Below are 15,790 nucleotides of genomic sequence, written 5' to 3'. Positions count from 1 at the left end.
GTCCGATCGATGAAAACGCCGCTCTGGTTCCCGCAAAGCTTCTTCGCCCGCACCCTCTGGCTGGTGCTGATCGTCGTGCTGTTCTCCAAGGCGCTGACCCTGGTCTACCTGCTGATGAACGAGGACGTGATCGTCGACCGCCAGTACAGCCACGGCGCGGCGCTGACCATCCGCGCGTTCTGGGCCGCCGACGAGGAGTCGCGCGCGGCCATCGCCAAGGCTTCCGGCCTGCGCTGGGTGCCGAGCAGCGCCGACCAGCCCGGCGAGCAGCACTGGCCGTACACCGAGATCTTCCAGCGGCAGATGCAGATGGAGCTGGGGCCGGACACCGAGACCCGCCTGCGTATCCACCAGCCGTCGCAACTCTGGGTGCGCGCGCCGAGCCTCGGCGAAGGCTGGCTGGCGGTGCCGCTGTATCCTCATCCCTTGCGTGGTCAACGGATCTGGAGCGTACTCGGCTGGTTCCTCGGCATCGGCCTGCTCTCCACCGCAGCCGCCTGGATCTTCGTCCGCCAGCTCAGCCAGCCGCTCAAGCGCCTGGTGGTCGCCGCCCGCCAGTTCGGCCAGGGGCGCAGCGTGCGCCTGCCGCTGGGGCCGGAGACGCCGAGCGAAATGGCCGAGGTGTATCGCGCCTTCAACCAGATGGCCGAGGACATCGAGCAGGGTGGGCGCGAACGCGAATTGATGTTGGCCGGTGTCTCCCACGACCTGCGCACCCCGCTGACGCGCCTGCGCCTGTCGCTGGAGTTGCTGCCGGAGAGCGAACGGGAAATGGTCGAGGACATGGTCCGCGACATCGAGGACATGGACGCGATCCTCGACCAGTTCCTCGCCTTCATCCGCGACGGCCGCGACGAGCCGGTGGAGGAGGGCGACCTGACCGATCTGGTGCGCGAGGTCGTGGCGCCGTTCAACCAGACTCGCGAGCAGGTGCGCATGGCCTTGCAGCCGGTACCGGCGATGCCGTTGCGGCGGGTGTCGATGAAGCGTCTGCTGGGCAACCTGATCGACAATGCCCTGAACCACGGCGGCGGTTCGGTGGAGGTGGCCAGCTACGTGGCCGGCGAAAGCGCGGCGCCCTACGTGGTGCTGAGTGTGCTCGATCGCGGCCAGGGCATCGATCCCGCGGAAGTGGACAGCATCTTCAATCCCTTCATCCGCGGCGACAAGGCGCGCGGCGGCAAGGGCACCGGCCTCGGCCTGGCGATCGTCAAGCGCATCGCCGCCCAGCACGGCGGCAGCGTCGAACTGCGCAACCGCGATGGCGGCGGCCTGGAAGCGCGGGTCTGCCTGCCGCTGGGGTTGCTGCTGCCGCGCGGCGCGGCCTGATACCCGACGGGTTTGCGCCATTCCAGCGGCACTCCCCGCCCCCTCTCGCGCTTACGGAGAGTGGTGCGCCCCGTCCCTACCAGCGCAACCGGTTTCCCTCGAGCACTGCGGTCTTCCCATAAGGCCAGGCTCGGTTCTGCGCACCATGCCCGCTGGGCAGGTGGTGGTAGAGCGGCACCTCGATGGCGGCGGCGTATTCACCGAAGATCCGCTCCAGGCTGTGGGCGACTTCCTTGCGCGGGCAATCGGTGAACGAGCCCAGGCAGATCGCGCCGAGCTGGCGCGCGTCGATGCTTTCGAGCAATTGCCAGAGGCTGCGCTCCAGGCGGTAGTAGGGTTCGCCGACGTCCTCTAGGACCAGGATCGACCCCGCGGGGGCGTGCAGGCCGCCGAGGGTGCCGGCCATGCAGGCCAGGGCGGTGAGGTTGCCGCCGATCAGCGCGCCCTCGACGCGTTGCTTGTGTCCGCCGAGGTGCTGCACCGGGAGTTCATGGTCGATTCCGGCCAGCAAGCGGCTGACCGAGGCCAGCGAGGCCAGTCGCTCCTGCTGCTCGCGGGGGGCGCTCAGCGGCGACAGACCGAGTCCGGTGGCCACCGGGCCGTGGATCGCAGGCAGGCCGTGGCGGTGGAAAGCGCTGAGCAACACCGAGATGTCGGAGAAGCCGATCAGTGGCCGCGGCGATGCCGCCTGCAGGCTACCCCAGTCCAGGCCCGGCAGCAACTGGCCGCAGCCGTAGCCGCCGCGCAGGCACCAGACCGCGGTGATGTCCGGCATGTCGAAGGCGTTGTGCAGGTCTTCCAGGCGCTGCTCGACGGTCCCGGCGAGGTAGCGGTAGCGGGCTTCGACGTGGCGGCCGAGATGGTAGTCCACGCCGTGCACTTCCAGTTGCCGCAGGGTCGCCTCCAGCACGTCGGTGGCGATGGCCGAGGCTGGCGCGATCAGCGCCACCCGGCCGTCGATGGGCTGCCAGGTCTGGTCGGAGGAGGGACGAGAGGTCATGCGGCGATTCCGTGAAGCGTCAGAAAAGGATTCGAGTGCCGGAAGAGCCCAGGGTTCGGCGGGGTTTCCGGCATCGGTTGCGGCGGTGCTTCATTCAAGCGTGGCATGGGCGTTCTGTCGAGGCTGGCTGCCGCTCGTTCGCCAGCGCAACGCGTTGCGTTGTGTTGGCTTGGCGCTGACGTCCTGTCGAAGCTACGTGCCAGTCGGAACCCCCGGCCCGGCCATCCGTGGCCGGTCGTTCGCCGGCGCAACGCGGTGCGTTGCGAAAGCCCGGCTCACCCCTTTCCCTTCGTCCTGGCCAGGTGGGGGCCGCCGTTCTTTTCCAGGTACTGGATGATGATCCCGGCGATGTCCTTGCCGGTAGTGGATTCGATACCTTCCAGGCCCGGCGAGGAGTTCACCTCCATTACCAGCGGACCATGGTTGGAGCGCAGGATGTCCACCCCGGCGACGTTCAGGCCCATCACGCGGGCGGCGCGGATGGCGGTCATGCGTTCTTCCGGGGTGATCTTGATCAGGCTGGCGCTGCCGCCTCGGTGCAGGTTGGAGCGGAACTCGCCGGGCGCTGCCTGGCGCTTCATCGAGGCGATCACCTTGTCGCCGACCACGAAGCAGCGGATGTCGGCGCCGCCGGCTTCCTTTATGTACTCCTGGACCATGATGTTGTGCTTGAGACCCATGAATGCCTCGAGCACCGATTCGGCGGCCTTCTCGGTTTCGCAGAGGACCACGCCGATGCCCTGGGTGCCCTCCAGCAGCTTGATCACCAGCGGTGCGCCACCGACCATCTCGATCAGGTCCGGGACGTCGTCCGGGGAATGGGCGAAGCCGGTCACCGGCAGGCCGATGCCCTTGCGCGACAGCAGTTGCAGCGAGCGCAGCTTGTCCCGCGAGCGAGCGATGGCGACCGACTCGTTGAGCGGGAACACGCCCATCATCTCGAACTGGCGCAATACCGCGCAGCCGTAGAAGGTCACCGATGCGCCGATGCGCGGGATCACCGCGTCGAAGCCCTCCAGCGGTTGTCCCCGATAGTGGATCTGTGGCTTGTGGCTGGCGATGTTCATGTAGGCGCGCAGCGTATCGATGACCACCATTTCATGGCCGCGCTCCCGCCCGGCCTCCACCAGGCGACGGGTCGAGTAGAGCCGGGGATTGCGCGACAGCACGGCGATTTTCATTCAGCACCTGTGGATGGGTTGGACCGGCTGGCGGGCAGCGGCGGCGAGGCTGTGGGTTGTCGTCGCGGCAGGCATCGGACCGGCCGTTTCGGGAATGGATGGAGGTTGGACAGGTGCTGCCGGCGAATGGCTCAAACCGGGCTCCCGTCGAGCAGGTTGATGCCCGTCGCCGCGGGCAGGGCGGCCGGCGACTCGGGACGATCCTGGACATAGGCCAGGGCCGGGTTGACCACCAGTTGTCCGGCGATCAGCGCCTTGGAGCCGAGCAGCACCCGATAGCGCATGGACTTGCGGCAGGCCAGGGTGAACTCTACCGGCCACATGCGATCGCCCAGCACCAGGGTGGTGCGGATCACGTAGCGGGTCTGGGCCTGGCCGTTGGAGCTGCGAATGGTCTTGCGCGCGACCATCGGCGCTTCGCAACGGTGCCGGCGCTGCACCAGCGTGCCGAGGTGGGCGGTGAAGCGTACCCACTTCTCGCCGTCGCGCTCGAAGGGAACGATGTCCGAAGCGTGCAGGCTGGAGGTGCTGGCGCCGGTATCGATCTTCGCACGCAGCCCGACCATGCCCAGTTCGGGAAAGGCGATCCACTCGCGCAGGCCGATGACGGAAAGCTGGTCGAATGTCTTCACGGGTAGGCATTCCAGGCGTTTTGCCGGCATTCTAGCAGGGCTATGGGCGGCCGCCAGACGGCTGCCCGGGGATGCCGAAGACGAACCTAGCGGCTGTCGATGACAGTCGCGAGACAACGGCGGAACGGATACGGGAAATGGCAGTGAGCGAGAAAGACGACGACAAGGTACGCCTGGACAAATGGCTCTGGGCGGCGCGCTTCTTCAAGACCCGGGCGCTGGCCAAGGCCGCGATAGAGGGCGGCAAGGTGCATTGCCGGGGCGAGCGGTGCAAGCCGAGCAAGGAACCCAGGGTGGGGGAGGAATTGACTATTCGTACGGGCTTCGACGAACGAACCGTGACCGTTCGCGCGCTTTCCGTAGTCCGGCGTGGTGCGCCAGAGGCCCAGGCACTCTACGAGGAAACCGCGGAAAGCGTGGAAAGCCGCGAGCGCGCGGCGGCCATGCGCAAGGCCGGGGCGCTGGGCGTACAGACCGAGGGGCGGCCGAGCAAGAAGCAGCGGCGGCAGATCCACCAGCTGCGCGGTGGCCAGGAGTGAGAAGCGCCGGTCTCCCGCAGGGGAGACCGGGGAGCGTCAGGCCGAGTCGCGGACCACGCCGAGGCGGCCGATCAGCGGCAATTTCGCCAGCAGGCGGAACAGCGGTTCGGTCATCTGCACCAGCCAGCCGCTGGCCTTCGCCGCCAGCGGTGTGTAGCAGCCCCAGGCGAGGGCCAGCAGGGCCATCTGCAGGCCGCCGATGTAGTCGTCCTGGCCCCAGTGTGCGCCGGCTACCAGGCGCGGCAGCATGAACAGCACGGCCAGGGTCCAGATCAGCAGGAACTGTCCGGCGCGGCGAGCGAACAGCGACATGAACAGCGCCCAGACCAGCAGCACCGAGGCGTGGTCGCCGGGGAAGCTACGCTTGGAGCGGTCCTTGATTTCCCACACGCGTTCCCAGTCCGGGAAGTGATCGCTGAGATGGATGGCCTTGTCCATCAGCATCGACAGGCTGGCATGCTGCCAGTGCAGGTGATGGGCGATCTTGGCGTAGAGCACGCGGATCACCACCAGGATCAGCAGGGTCACGATGAAGCCGAAGGTCAGCCGCCGTACCTGGCTTGCCGGCAGCAGCCAGTCGCCGCGAATCAGCAGGCAGAGCAGGATCACCCCGACCACCGCGTCGAACGGTCGGGTACTGAGCAGGCCCCAGAGTTTCAGCCAGGTTTCGTTGAGGGCGAGGGAGCCGTTGAGCTTGTCGAAGAGCCAGAAGTCGAAGCCGTTCATCAGCTCGCGGGTGGGCCCCCAGAGCCACAGGACCAGCAGTAGCAGTGCCAGAAGATGACAGGTGGCGAACTTGCGCCATTGCCAGGCCGCTTGGAACGGAGAGGCATTATCCATAAAATCGTTTCCCCCTATCGGCGCCGGGTCGGCGTACGACTGTCACGAAGCGCGCTTTTATAGGCCTTTGTCACTCACTTGTCATTCCCTCATTCGTAGCGTTGTGTCCCGCATGTCCCATTCAGATCAGAGCCAGCGTTTCCTTTTCGACGATACCGACGTGCGCGGCGAGATGGTCGATCTCGAGCGCAGCTACAGCGAAGTGCTGGCCAAACATCCCTATCCGGAACCGGTCGCGCAACTGCTCGGAGAGATGCTCGCGGCGGCCTCGCTGCTCTGCGGCACGCTCAAGTTCGACGGCCTGCTGGTATTGCAGGCGCGCTCCAGCGGCGCGGTTCCGCTGCTGATGGTGGAGTGTTCCAGCGACCGCCAGGTGCGTGGCCTGGCCCGCTATTCGGCGGAATCCATCGGCGCCGATGCCGGCATGCAGGAGCTGATGCCCGAAGGCGTGCTGACCCTCACCGTGGACCCGGTCAAGGGCCAGCGCTACCAAGGGATCGTCGCCCTGGAAGGGGTGAACCTGGCGGAATGCCTGTCCAACTACTTCGCCAGCTCGGAACAGCTGCCGACCCGTTTCTGGCTCAACGCCAACGGTCGCCGCGCCCGCGGCCTGCTGTTGCAACAGCTTCCCGCCGATCGCCTGAAGGACCCCGAGGCCCGCGAGGCCAGTTGGCAGCACCTGACCACCCTGGCCGACACGCTGACCGCCGAAGAGCTGCTGGCGCTGGACAACGAGACCGTCCTGCACCGCCTCTACCACGAGGAAACCGTGCGCTTGTTCGAACCGCAACCGCTGGTCTTCCATTGCAGTTGCTCGCGGGAACGTTCGGCCAACGCCCTGGTCAGTCTCGGGCAGGCCGACTGCGAGCGGCTGCTCGAGGAGGAAGAAGGCTCGATCACCATCGACTGCCAGTTCTGCAACCAGCGCTACCTGTTCGACGCCTCCGACGTCGCCCAGTTGTTCGCCGGCGCTGGCAGCCAGGGGCCTTCCGAAACCCGCCACTGACGATTTTTCATCCAGCGGGCTTTTCTGGCATAATCCCGCCACTTTTTTCCTGTAGTGAGTTTTTTGAAGCGCTACGAAGTTTGGAGGACTCGGCCTCTGGCCGACGGGGAACCACATGACGCAAGCCAACAACGCCGTGTACACCGATATCAGCGCCGCCCAACTGGTAGAAGAAGCCATTCGCCGCGGTGAGGGCGAACTGGCCGCCAACGGCTCGCTGGTCGTACGTACCGGCCATCGCACCGGCCGTTCGCCGGTCGACCGTTTCATCGTCGAAGAGCCTAGCACCAAGGACGCGATCGCCTGGGGCAACATCAACCGTCCGTTCCCGGCCGACAAGTTCGATGCGCTGTGGGCCCGCGTGGAAGCGTTCAACAACGCCCAGGACCATTTCGTTTCCCATGTTCATGTAGGTTCCGCCGAGGCTTACTACCTGCCGGTGAAGATGACCACCGCTACCGCCTGGCAGAATCTGTTCGGCCGTTGCCTGTTCATCGAGCCGGAGCAGTACAACCCGGCCGGCAAGGACGAGTGGCAGGTCCTCAATGTCGCCAACTTCGAATGCGTGCCCGAGCGCGACGGCACCAACTCCGACGGTTGCGTGATCCTCAATTTCGCCCAGAAGAAAGTGCTGATCGCAGGCATGCGCTATGCCGGCGAGATGAAGAAAGCCATGTTCTCCGTGCAGAACTTCCTGCTGCCCGAGCGCGACGTGCTGCCGATGCACTGCGCTGCCAACATCGGCGAAGCGGGCGATGTGACCCTGTTCTTCGGCCTGTCCGGCACCGGCAAGACCACCCTGTCCGCCGATGAAAGCCGTTACCTGATCGGTGACGACGAGCACGGCTGGGGCGAGGGCGTGGTGTTCAACGTCGAAGGCGGTTGCTACGCCAAGTGCATCGACCTGTCCGAGAAGAACGAGCCGGTCATCTGGAAAGCCATCAAGTTCGGCGCCGTTCTGGAAAACGTGGTTCTCGACGAGGAGCGCGTACCCGACTACGCCGACGACAGCCTGACCCAGAACAGCCGCGCCGCCTACCCGCTGGAACACGTCGAGAAGCGTTCGGAGAAGAACCTCGGCGGCGAGCCCAACGCGGTGATCTTCCTGACCTGCGACCTGACCGGCGTACTGCCGCCGGTATCGATCCTGAACAACGAGCAGGCGGCCTACCACTTCCTGTCCGGCTACACCGCGCTGGTCGGCTCCACCGAGATGGGCTCCGGCGGCGGTATCAAGTCGACCTTCTCCACCTGCTTCGGGGCTCCTTTCTTCCCGCGTCCGGCCGGCGTCTATGCCGAGCTGCTGATCAAGCGCATCAAGGCCTTCGGCTCCAAGGTCTACCTGGTCAACACCGGCTGGACCGGCGGTGGCTACGGCGTCGGCAAGCGCTTCAACATCCCGACCACCCGCGGCGTGATCGCGGCGATCCAGAGCGGCGCGCTGATCGGCGCGGAAACCGAGCACCTGGACATCATCAACCTGGACGTGCCGAAGGCCGTTCCGGGCGTCGAGACCAATCTGCTCAACCCGCGTAATACCTGGGTCGACAAGGCTGCCTACGACGAGGCGGCGAAGGGCCTGGCCAAGCAGTTCATCGAGAACTTCAAGAAATTCGAAGTTTCCGACGCGATCAAGGCCGCCGGCCCGCAGCTGTAAAGCCGCGTTTCGGCGTCATGAAGAAACCGCCTTCGGGCGGTTTTTTCATGGCCGCTGCTCAGGGGTAGCTGACGGTCACCAGGTAGCTGCCGGGGCGGCGAAAGTTCTTGGCGAGGTCATAGCGTGCCGAGAAGTCCCGGGTACCCAGGCTCAGATCGTTGGGTTGCAGTTTGCGGACTTCACCGGTCCGCATGGAGCGGATGCTGACCTCGGCGGTGCGCGCATGCATCGGGCAGCCGCTCAGGCGGAAACCTCTCCTCGACTCATCTTGCTGCGATGCGTTCATCGAGCAGGGTGGTTCGACGATGGCACCGGTGAAGCGAATGACACCGCTGATGGTGCCAGCGGAAAGATGACTGGAAATTCCTACAAGAAGACTGAACAAAGCCAGTCGGCCCAATGTGTTCATGACCGTACTCCTGGGTAGCTACATCCTTTATTTTTCTACGTCTGCGCATCCCGGGAGGGGCCCTCTCCCAAGTGCTCGCATCGGAGTGGAATATAGGACAATTCCTAAAGAAAATTCCTTCCTAGGAATTATCTTAGGATTAAATCTGTAAGCACTCGCTGTGGGGTTGTGTCGGATTATTGGTGGGATAGCCGATTGAATCGTAAATGTCCTAGAGTGGCGATCCTTTATTTCCCCGCAGTGGATGTTTCCCATGCAGATCGAAGAAGCCGTGCGTAGCCGCCGGGCCATCAAGGGCTACGACTCATCCTTCAGCCTGACTCGCGAAGAGAAGGACCATCTCCTGGACCTGGCGCTGCATGCGCCTTCCGCCTTCAACCTGCAACACGTGCGGCTGGTCGAGGTCAGCGATCCGCAATTGCGCGCGCAGTTGCGTGAAGTGGCCTGGGACCAGGCGCAGGTCACCGACGCGGCGATGCTGGTGGTGGTATGCGCCCAGCTCGACAGTTGGGAGCGCAACGCGCAGCGGGTCTGGAACGGTGCTCCCGAGGCGGTACAGGCGTTCATGACAGGCGCCATCGACACCTACTACCGCGGCAAGCCCCAGGTACAGCGCGACGAAGCCATGCGCAGCTGCGGCCTGCTGGCGCAGACCCTGATGCTGGTCGCCCGCGGCCAGGGCCTGGATTCGTGTCCGATGGATGGTTTCGACTTCGATGCCGTGGCCCGGCTGATCAACCTGCCGGACAACCATGTGATCGGCCTGATGGTCGCGGTCGGGAAAAAGGCCGTGGAACCCTGGCCGCGCAGCGGCAAGCTGCCGCGGGAAGAACTGGTCATTCGCGACCGCTTCTGACTGCCCGGAATCCCCTAGTCCGGTCCGGCGGCCCCGACCTGGCGGATCTGTTCGACCAGCCATTGCAGGGCGATGTCGCGTTCGCGCTGGGCCAGGAACACCAGTTCCAGGTGGAAGGGGCCGAGGTCGAACGGCAGGTCGAACGATTGCAGGGGCAGCAATCGTTCGAAGTAGTGCGCCAGTTGTCGCGGCAGGACGCCCACCAGGTCGCTGTACGCGGCGATGTGCGCTGCCTGCAGGTAGTTCGGCGTGGTGTAGGCAACTTGCCGCTTGAGCCCCTGGCTGCCCAGCCATTGGTCGACCATCCCCTTGGTCTGCCCGCCGTGCACCCACAGGTGCTGTAGCTCCAGAAAGGTGGCCAGGTCGGGAGCCTGCGCCAGCAGCGGGTGGTGCCGCCGGGCGACCAGTTGCAGTGTTTCGCTGGCCCAATGGCGGCGCTGGAAGCGCGCCGGGATGTTTTCGAAGCGGCCTAGCACCAGGTCCAGTTCGCCTTTGTCCAGCGCCTCGGCCGGCAAGGTCGGGGTCAGGTGCTGGATGGCGATGGAAACTCCCGGCGCCCGCTCACTCAGGCGGCGCATCAGGGCGGGCATGCAGATCAGTTCGACGTAGTCGGTCACCGCTACGGTGAAGCGCTGCCGGCTGCGCCCCGGATCGAAGCCCTCGCCGTCGCCCAGGCTCTGTTCGATCTGCCGCAGCGCCGCGCGAATCGGCGCTTCCAGCGCCAGCGCCCGGGGCGTCGGCTGCATTGTACGACCGGCGCGGACCAGCAGCGGGTCGTCGAGCAGCTCGCGCAGGCGGTTCAGCGCATTGCTCACTGCCGGCTGGCTCAGCGCCAGGCGCTCCGCCGCGCGCGAGACGTTGCGTTCGCGCAGCAGGGCGTCAAGGACGCGTAGCAGGTTGAGGTCGAAGGTTTGGATATTCACTGTCTGAATTCCAGCTATCACAAGACTAAATTTCAAAAATAGTACGACCTTCCCCTAAGGTAGTGGTCGCTTTTTGTGCGGTCGGACTGCCGCAGGTTTCGTCCGCCGTTCCTTCTGCGCTCGCTACAACGAGGACAAGACCATGAGCCAGAACTTTTCCTTCCGCCAGGCCGCGGTGATCGGCGCCGGCACCATGGGCCGCGGTATCGTCATGTGCCTGGCCAACGCCGGTCTCGACGTGCAGTGGCTGGACAGCAACCCGCAGATGCTCAACCAGGCGCTCGGCGCCGTGGCCGACACCTACGCGCACAACGTGCGCCAGGGGCGCATCGGCGAAGAGGAAGCGGCCGCGCGCCGCGCCTGCATCACGCCGGTCCAGCACCTCGCCGCGATGCGCGAGGCGGACCTGGTGATCGAGGCGGTCTACGAGAACCTGGAACTCAAGCAATCGATCTTCCGCGAGCTGGACGCGGCGCTGAAGCCCTCCGCGGTGCTGGCCAGCAACACCTCCTACCTGGACATCGACGCCATTGCCGCGGTCACCGCGCGTCCGGGTCAGGTGCTCGGCCTGCACTTCTTCAGCCCGGCGCACATCATGCGGCTGCTGGAGATCGTGCGCGGCGCGCAGACCGCGCCGGCGGTGCTGGAGGCGGCCCTGGCGCTGGGCGAGCGGATGGGCAAGGTCAGCGTGGTGGCCGGCAACTGCCACGGCTTCATCGGCAACCGCATGCTCGAACCCTACGCCACCGAGGCCCGCCTGATGCTGCTGGAAGGCGCCCTGCCGTACCAGGTGGACCGGGCTCTCCAGGCGTTCGGTTTCGCGATGGGGCCGTTCCGCATGTACGACGTGGTCGGTATCGACCTGGAGTGGCGCGCCCGCGAGTTGGCCGGGGTCGGCCAGGACCAGCCGGCCGTGCAGGTGGACAACCGCCTTTGCGAGCTGGGCCGCTTCGGCCAGAAGAGCGGTGCCGGTTACTACCGCTACGCGCCGGGCAGCCGCCAGGCGGAGCACGATACCGAGGTGGATGCCCTGGTGCTCCGGGTTGCCGAGACGCTGGGTTACTCGCGGCGCGATTTCGCCGACGAGGAAATCCTCGAGCGTTGCCTGCTGGCGCTGGTCAACGAGGGGGCGAAGATCCTCGACGAGGGTATCGCCGCCCGTAGCGCCGACATCGATACTGTCTACCTGAACGGCTACGGCTTCCCCGCCGCGGAGGGCGGTCCCATGGCCTGGGCCGACCGCCTCGGCGCGGCCGAGCTGCTGCAACGCCTGCGTTTCCTCGAACAGCGCCACGGCGCGCGCTGGAAGCCGGCGTCCCTGGTCGAGCGCCTGGCCGCCGAGGGCGGAGCCTTCGCCGACCTGCAGGAGGAGCGCTGAGATGGATTACCAGGCTCCCTTGCGCGACATGCGCTTCGTTCTCCACGAACTGTTCGATGTCGGCGCGCATTGCGAACTGCTGGGCAACGGCATCGATCGCGAACTGATCGATGGCGTGCTCGAGGAGGGTGCGCGCTACACCAGCCAGGTGGTGGCGCCGCTCAACCGCAACAGCGACGAGGAGGGCGCGAAGCTGAAGGACGGCGTGGTGACCACTCCCACCGGCTTTCGCGAAGCCTACCGGCAGTACAGCGAGAACGGCTGGGCGAGTATGACCGGCCCCACCGAGTACGGCGGCCAGGGCTTCCCGCAGATGGTCTCCGCGTGCTTCCACGAGATGCTGATGGCCGCCAGCCTGTCCTTCCGCGTCTACTCGGGGCTGACCGAGGGCGCCGTGCTGGCGCTGTACAAGCATGGCGACGAGGCGTTGCGGCGCGACTACCTGGGCAAGCTGGTGAGCGGCGAGTGGGCCGGCACCATGTGCCTGACCGAACCCCAGGCCGGCACCGACCTGGCTCTCCTGCGCACCCGCGCCGAGGCGCAGGCCGACGGCAGCTACGCGATCAGCGGCAGCAAGATCTTCATCAGCGGTGGCGAGCAGGACCTCACCGAGAACATCGTCCACCTGGTGCTGGCGCGCCTGGCGGACGCGCCGGCCGGGGTGAAGGGCATCAGTCTGTTCCTGGTGCCGAAGTTCGTCGCCAAGCCCGATGGCTCCCTGGGCGAGCGCAACAGCCTGGGGTGCGGCGCCATCGAGCACAAGATGGGGATCAAGGGCGCCTCCACCTGCGTGATGAACTTCGACGGCGCCAGGGGCTGGCTGCTGGGCCAGGCGAACCAGGGCCTGGCCTGCATGTTCACGATGATGAACGACGCGCGCTTCCAGGTCGGGCTGCAGGGCCTGGGTATCGCCGAACGGGCCTTCCAGGGCGCCCTCGGCTACGCCCGCGAGCGCCTGCAGTCGCGCGCCCTGGTCGGCCCGCAGGCACCGGACAAGGCCGCCGACCCGATCATCGTGCACCCCGACGTACGGCGCATGCTGCTGACCCAGAAGACCCTGGTCGAAGGCTGCCGCATGCTGGCGGCCTGCTGCGCACGCCAGCTCGACCTGGAGCACGGCCATCCGGATGCTGACGGCCGGCGCGCGGCGACGCGCCGTGCAGCGCTGCTGATCCCCATCGTCAAGGCCTTCCTTACCGATGTCGGCCAGGAAGTCGCCAGCCTTGGCGTACAGGTCTATGGCGGTCACGGCTTCATCCGCGAATGGGGCATGGAGCAATTGATGCGCGACAGTCGCATCACCCAGATCTACGAAGGCACCAATGGCATCCAGGCGCTCGATCTGGTCCGCCGCAAGCTGCTCGGCGACCAGGGCGGCGAACTGTTGGCGCTGCAAGGCGAACTGGCGGCGGCCAGCGAGGCGCTGCAAGGGCGTGCTGCGCTGGCGCCGCTGGCCGAGCCGGTGCTGCAACGCCTGGAGGAGTGGCGGCAGCTTACCGGTCAGGTACTCGAGGCCTGCGCCCGCGATCCCCAGGAGATCGGCGCCACTTCGGTGGACTTCCTCCAGTACAGCGCCTACGTATTGCTCGCGGCCCTCTGGTTGCAGGCCGCGGCGCGGGCCCAGGAAGCGCTGGATGGCGGCTCCGGCGAGGGCGATTTCTATCGGGCCAAGCTGCGCAGCGCCGATTTCTACCTGCGGCGCATCCTGCCGCGGGCGAGCATGCACCGCGAAGCCTTGCTCGGCGGCGCCGACTGCCTGATGGCCCTGCCCGAGGAGCATTTCTCGTTCTGACGGGCGTCTCGCCCAGGGAGACCGATATGCAAGCTTTCAGTTTCGCCACTACCGCGCAGATCCTCTGCGAGGCCGGCTCCGCCATCCGCCTGGCGGAACTCTGCCGCGAGCGAAGGGCGCGCCGCGTGTTGATCGTGACCGACCCGGGGATCACCCGGCTCGGCTTGCTGGATGCGATCCTGCCCGGCTTCCCGCGCCTGGGCCTGGCCGTCGAGGTGTACGACCAGGTGCTCGCCGATCCGCCCGAGTCGGTGGTCGAGGCCGCGCTCGGGCGGGCGCGGGGCATGGCTGCCGAGCTGGTGGTCGGTTTCGGCGGCGGCAGCTCCATGGACGTAGCCAAGCTGGTCGCGCTGCTCGCCCATCCAGAGGCAGGGCAGGGGCTCGGCGAGGTCTTCGGGGTCGGCAACGCACGCGGGCCGCGCCTGCCGCTGATCCAGGTGCCGACCACCGCCGGGACCGGCTCCGAGGTGACGCCGATCGCCATCGTCACCACCGGCGAGACCACCAAGATGGGCGTGGTCTCGCCCTACCTGCTGCCCGACCTGGCGCTGCTCGATGCCGACCTGACCCTCGGCCTGCCGCCGGCGGTCACCGCGGCGACCGGTATCGACGCGATGGTGCATGCGATCGAGAGCTATACCAGCAAGCTGAAGAAGAACCCGCTGTCCGACCTGCTGGCGCGGGAGGCGTTGCGCCTGCTGGCGGCCAACCTGGAACGCGCGGTAAGCGACGGCGGCGACCGCGAGGCGCGCCAGGCCATGCTGCTGGGTGCCTGCCTGGCCGGGCAGGCCTTCGCCAATGCGCCGGTGGCGGCGGTGCATGCCCTGGCCTATCCGCTGGGAGGGCATTTCCACATTCCCCACGGCCTGAGCAATGCGCTGGTGCTACCGGAGGTGATCCGTTTCAACGCTCCCGCTGCCACTGGACTCTATGCCGAGCTGGCGCCGCTGCTGCTGGGCGACCGCTTGCGTCCGGGCAATCGCGACGCGCTGACCGCCCAGCTGATCGACGAGCTGGCCCAGCTCAGTCCGCGCAACGGCCTGCCGAGCCGCTTGCGCGACGCCGGGGTGGACGAGGCGATGCTGCCGCGCCTGGCCGCCGACGCGATGCTCCAGCAGCGTCTGCTGGTCAACAACCCGCGCGAGGTCGGCGAGGCGGATGCCCTGGCGATCTATCGCGCGGCATACTGAATCCCTTCTACGAGGACCGGGCATGGCGACCGCCCCGCGACCGCTGCGCGAGCAGTACCTTCATTTCCAGCCGATCACCACGCGCTGGCACGACAACGACATCTACGGACACGTGAACAACGTGACCTACTATGCGTTCTTCGACACGGCGGTGAATACCTACCTGATCGAGCGCGGCGGCCTGGATATCCAAGGTGGCGAAGTGATCGGCCTGGTGGTCAGTTCCAGTTGCGACTATTTCGCGCCGGTGGCCTTCCCCCAGCGGATCGAGATGGGCCTGCGGGTGGCGCGCCTGGGCAACAGCTCGGTGCAGTACGAACTGGCCTTGTTCCTCGAAGGGGAGCGGGAGGCCAGCGCGGCCGGGCGTTTCGTGCATGTCTTCGTGGAGCGCCGAAGCAACCGCCCGGTGGCCATTCCGCAGGAACTACGCGATGCGCTGGCCGCGCTTCAGAGCGCGGCCCAGTGACAGAGATCGCCCGCCGCCCGTGACAGGGCGATGGCGTGCAGCTCGTCCAGGCGATCGTTGCGTACCTGCCATTGCAGCGCCTGGTTGAGTCTCGGCCGGCAGTCGTCGACGCGCAGTTCGGCGAGCGCCGGGGCGTAGCCGCGCAGCAGCTCCAGGTTGAGCTGATTGAGGCGGTTGCGGATGCGCTCCAGGTCGACCGCCCGGCCAGCGTCCGGTAGCGGCCGGCTGAGCAGGCGGTATTGGACCAGCTTGTTCGCCTCGATCTGCGCGGCGAACAGCAGGCGCACCTGCTCGGCGCCGACCCCGTGGCTCCCGGCTTGTCCGGCGAGCATCTGCAACTGTTGTTCTTCCCGCGGGCTGTCCTGTACCGCCTTGTCCGTCTGGGCCTTGCTCTGGGCTACCTGATCGGCTAGTTGCAAACGCTGGCTGCTCAGGCTCAACAGTTGCTGGAGAGCCGGCGACAGCGGCTGGGCCTGGAGCAGCGGGCCTTGCAGGAGCAGGAGGGCAAGCAGACCCCAACTGGCGAACGACGGGCGCATCTGGAAATCTCGGATGGAATTGATGTCCGGCACGCTAGCAAAGCGAGCCCGGT

General features: G+C 66.5%; 16 protein-coding genes. 9 read left to right on the top strand and 7 right to left on the bottom strand.

Going from position 1 to position 15,790, the window contains the following annotated elements; translation table 11 throughout:
• The first annotated feature begins 9 nt into the window (after positions 1-9).
• Complete coding sequence (amgS, locus tag HMPREF2886_RS21410) at positions 10-1,329, top strand: two-component system sensor histidine kinase AmgS (protein WP_003109988.1); 1,320 nt, start codon at positions 10-12, stop codon at positions 1,327-1,329.
• Between the two features lie 76 nt (positions 1,330-1,405).
• Here the strand turns inward: amgS and HMPREF2886_RS21405 are convergent, their stop codons facing one another.
• From HMPREF2886_RS21405 to HMPREF2886_RS21395, 3 genes are all read right to left on the bottom strand, one after another.
• On the bottom strand, positions 1,406-2,329 hold the full coding sequence (locus HMPREF2886_RS21405) for an LD-carboxypeptidase (protein ID WP_070748314.1): 924 nt from the start codon (positions 2,327-2,329) through the stop codon (positions 1,406-1,408).
• Positions 2,330-2,604: 275 nt separating this feature from the next.
• A complete protein-coding gene (gene rimK, locus HMPREF2886_RS21400; protein WP_003096254.1) occupies positions 2,605-3,510 on the bottom strand; it encodes a 30S ribosomal protein S6--L-glutamate ligase in 906 nt (301 codons plus the stop codon).
• Between the two features lie 131 nt (positions 3,511-3,641).
• Positions 3,642-4,076: a retropepsin-like aspartic endopeptidase RimB gene (locus HMPREF2886_RS21395; RefSeq protein WP_235584019.1), complete on the bottom strand. Its 435-nt coding sequence runs from the start codon at positions 4,074-4,076 to the stop codon at positions 3,642-3,644.
• Between the two features lie 209 nt (positions 4,077-4,285).
• On the opposite strand from HMPREF2886_RS21395, the gene HMPREF2886_RS21390 reads away from it, so the two are divergent.
• Positions 4,286-4,681, top strand: coding sequence for an RNA-binding S4 domain-containing protein (locus HMPREF2886_RS21390; RefSeq protein WP_071535628.1), 396 nt, complete (start codon positions 4,286-4,288; stop codon positions 4,679-4,681).
• 36 nt (positions 4,682-4,717) lie between these two features.
• Here the strand turns inward: HMPREF2886_RS21390 and HMPREF2886_RS21385 are convergent, their stop codons facing one another.
• Positions 4,718-5,521 carry a phosphatase PAP2 family protein gene (locus tag HMPREF2886_RS21385; protein WP_033973384.1) on the bottom strand — a complete coding sequence of 268 codons (804 nt, stop codon included), beginning with the start codon at positions 5,519-5,521 and terminating at the stop codon, positions 4,718-4,720.
• Between the two features lie 112 nt (positions 5,522-5,633).
• On the opposite strand from HMPREF2886_RS21385, the gene hslO reads away from it, so the two are divergent.
• Both hslO and HMPREF2886_RS21375 read left to right on the top strand, forming a co-directional pair.
• Positions 5,634-6,527, top strand: a complete 894-nt coding sequence (gene hslO / locus HMPREF2886_RS21380; RefSeq protein ID WP_003109983.1) for an Hsp33 family molecular chaperone HslO — start codon at positions 5,634-5,636, stop codon at positions 6,525-6,527.
• 115 nt (positions 6,528-6,642) lie between these two features.
• Complete coding sequence (locus tag HMPREF2886_RS21375; protein WP_033973387.1) at positions 6,643-8,184, top strand: phosphoenolpyruvate carboxykinase; 1,542 nt, start codon at positions 6,643-6,645, stop codon at positions 8,182-8,184.
• A gap of 58 nt (positions 8,185-8,242) precedes the next feature.
• On the opposite strand, the gene HMPREF2886_RS21370 is transcribed toward HMPREF2886_RS21375, so the two are convergent.
• A complete protein-coding gene (locus HMPREF2886_RS21370; RefSeq protein WP_033973388.1) occupies positions 8,243-8,593 on the bottom strand; it encodes a type 1 fimbrial protein in 351 nt (116 codons plus the stop codon).
• 253 nt (positions 8,594-8,846) lie between these two features.
• On the opposite strand from HMPREF2886_RS21370, the gene HMPREF2886_RS21365 reads away from it, so the two are divergent.
• Positions 8,847-9,449: a nitroreductase family protein gene (locus tag HMPREF2886_RS21365; protein ID WP_039027751.1), complete on the top strand. Its 603-nt coding sequence runs from the start codon at positions 8,847-8,849 to the stop codon at positions 9,447-9,449.
• 14 nt (positions 9,450-9,463) lie between these two features.
• Here HMPREF2886_RS21365 and HMPREF2886_RS21360 read toward each other — a convergent pair whose 3' ends face one another.
• On the bottom strand, positions 9,464-10,372 hold the full coding sequence (locus HMPREF2886_RS21360; RefSeq protein WP_070748312.1) for a LysR family transcriptional regulator: 909 nt from the start codon (positions 10,370-10,372) through the stop codon (positions 9,464-9,466).
• A gap of 142 nt (positions 10,373-10,514) precedes the next feature.
• Between HMPREF2886_RS21360 and HMPREF2886_RS21355 the strand changes: the two genes are divergently transcribed.
• Genes HMPREF2886_RS21355 through HMPREF2886_RS21340 form a run of 4 tightly spaced genes read left to right on the top strand, consistent with a single transcriptional unit; the run spans position 10,515 to position 15,198 of the window.
• Positions 10,515-11,750, top strand: coding sequence for a 3-hydroxyacyl-CoA dehydrogenase (locus HMPREF2886_RS21355; protein WP_070748310.1), 1,236 nt, complete (start codon positions 10,515-10,517; stop codon positions 11,748-11,750).
• A 1-nt stretch (position 11,751) separates the two neighbouring features.
• Positions 11,752-13,542, top strand: a complete 1,791-nt coding sequence (locus tag HMPREF2886_RS21350) for an acyl-CoA dehydrogenase C-terminal domain-containing protein (RefSeq protein ID WP_033973395.1) — start codon at positions 11,752-11,754, stop codon at positions 13,540-13,542.
• A 26-nt stretch (positions 13,543-13,568) separates the two neighbouring features.
• Positions 13,569-14,732, top strand: coding sequence for an iron-containing alcohol dehydrogenase (locus HMPREF2886_RS21345; RefSeq protein ID WP_033976946.1), 1,164 nt, complete (start codon positions 13,569-13,571; stop codon positions 14,730-14,732).
• Positions 14,733-14,754: 22 nt separating this feature from the next.
• Entirely contained in the window at positions 14,755-15,198 is a 444-nt protein-coding gene (locus HMPREF2886_RS21340) for an acyl-CoA thioesterase (protein ID WP_033973399.1), read from the top strand.
• On the opposite strand, the gene HMPREF2886_RS21335 is transcribed toward HMPREF2886_RS21340, so the two are convergent.
• Entirely contained in the window at positions 15,180-15,737 is a 558-nt protein-coding gene (locus tag HMPREF2886_RS21335) for a chorismate mutase (RefSeq protein WP_042169763.1), read from the bottom strand. The two genes, HMPREF2886_RS21340 and HMPREF2886_RS21335, sit on opposite strands and share 19 nt — an antisense overlap.
• Positions 15,738-15,790: the final 53 nt, after the last annotated feature.

The organism is Pseudomonas sp. HMSC066A08 (assembly GCF_001813025.1).
Lineage (GTDB): Bacteria > Pseudomonadota > Gammaproteobacteria > Pseudomonadales > Pseudomonadaceae > Pseudomonas > Pseudomonas aeruginosa.
This window is presented reverse-complemented; position numbering and strand designations above follow the sequence as displayed.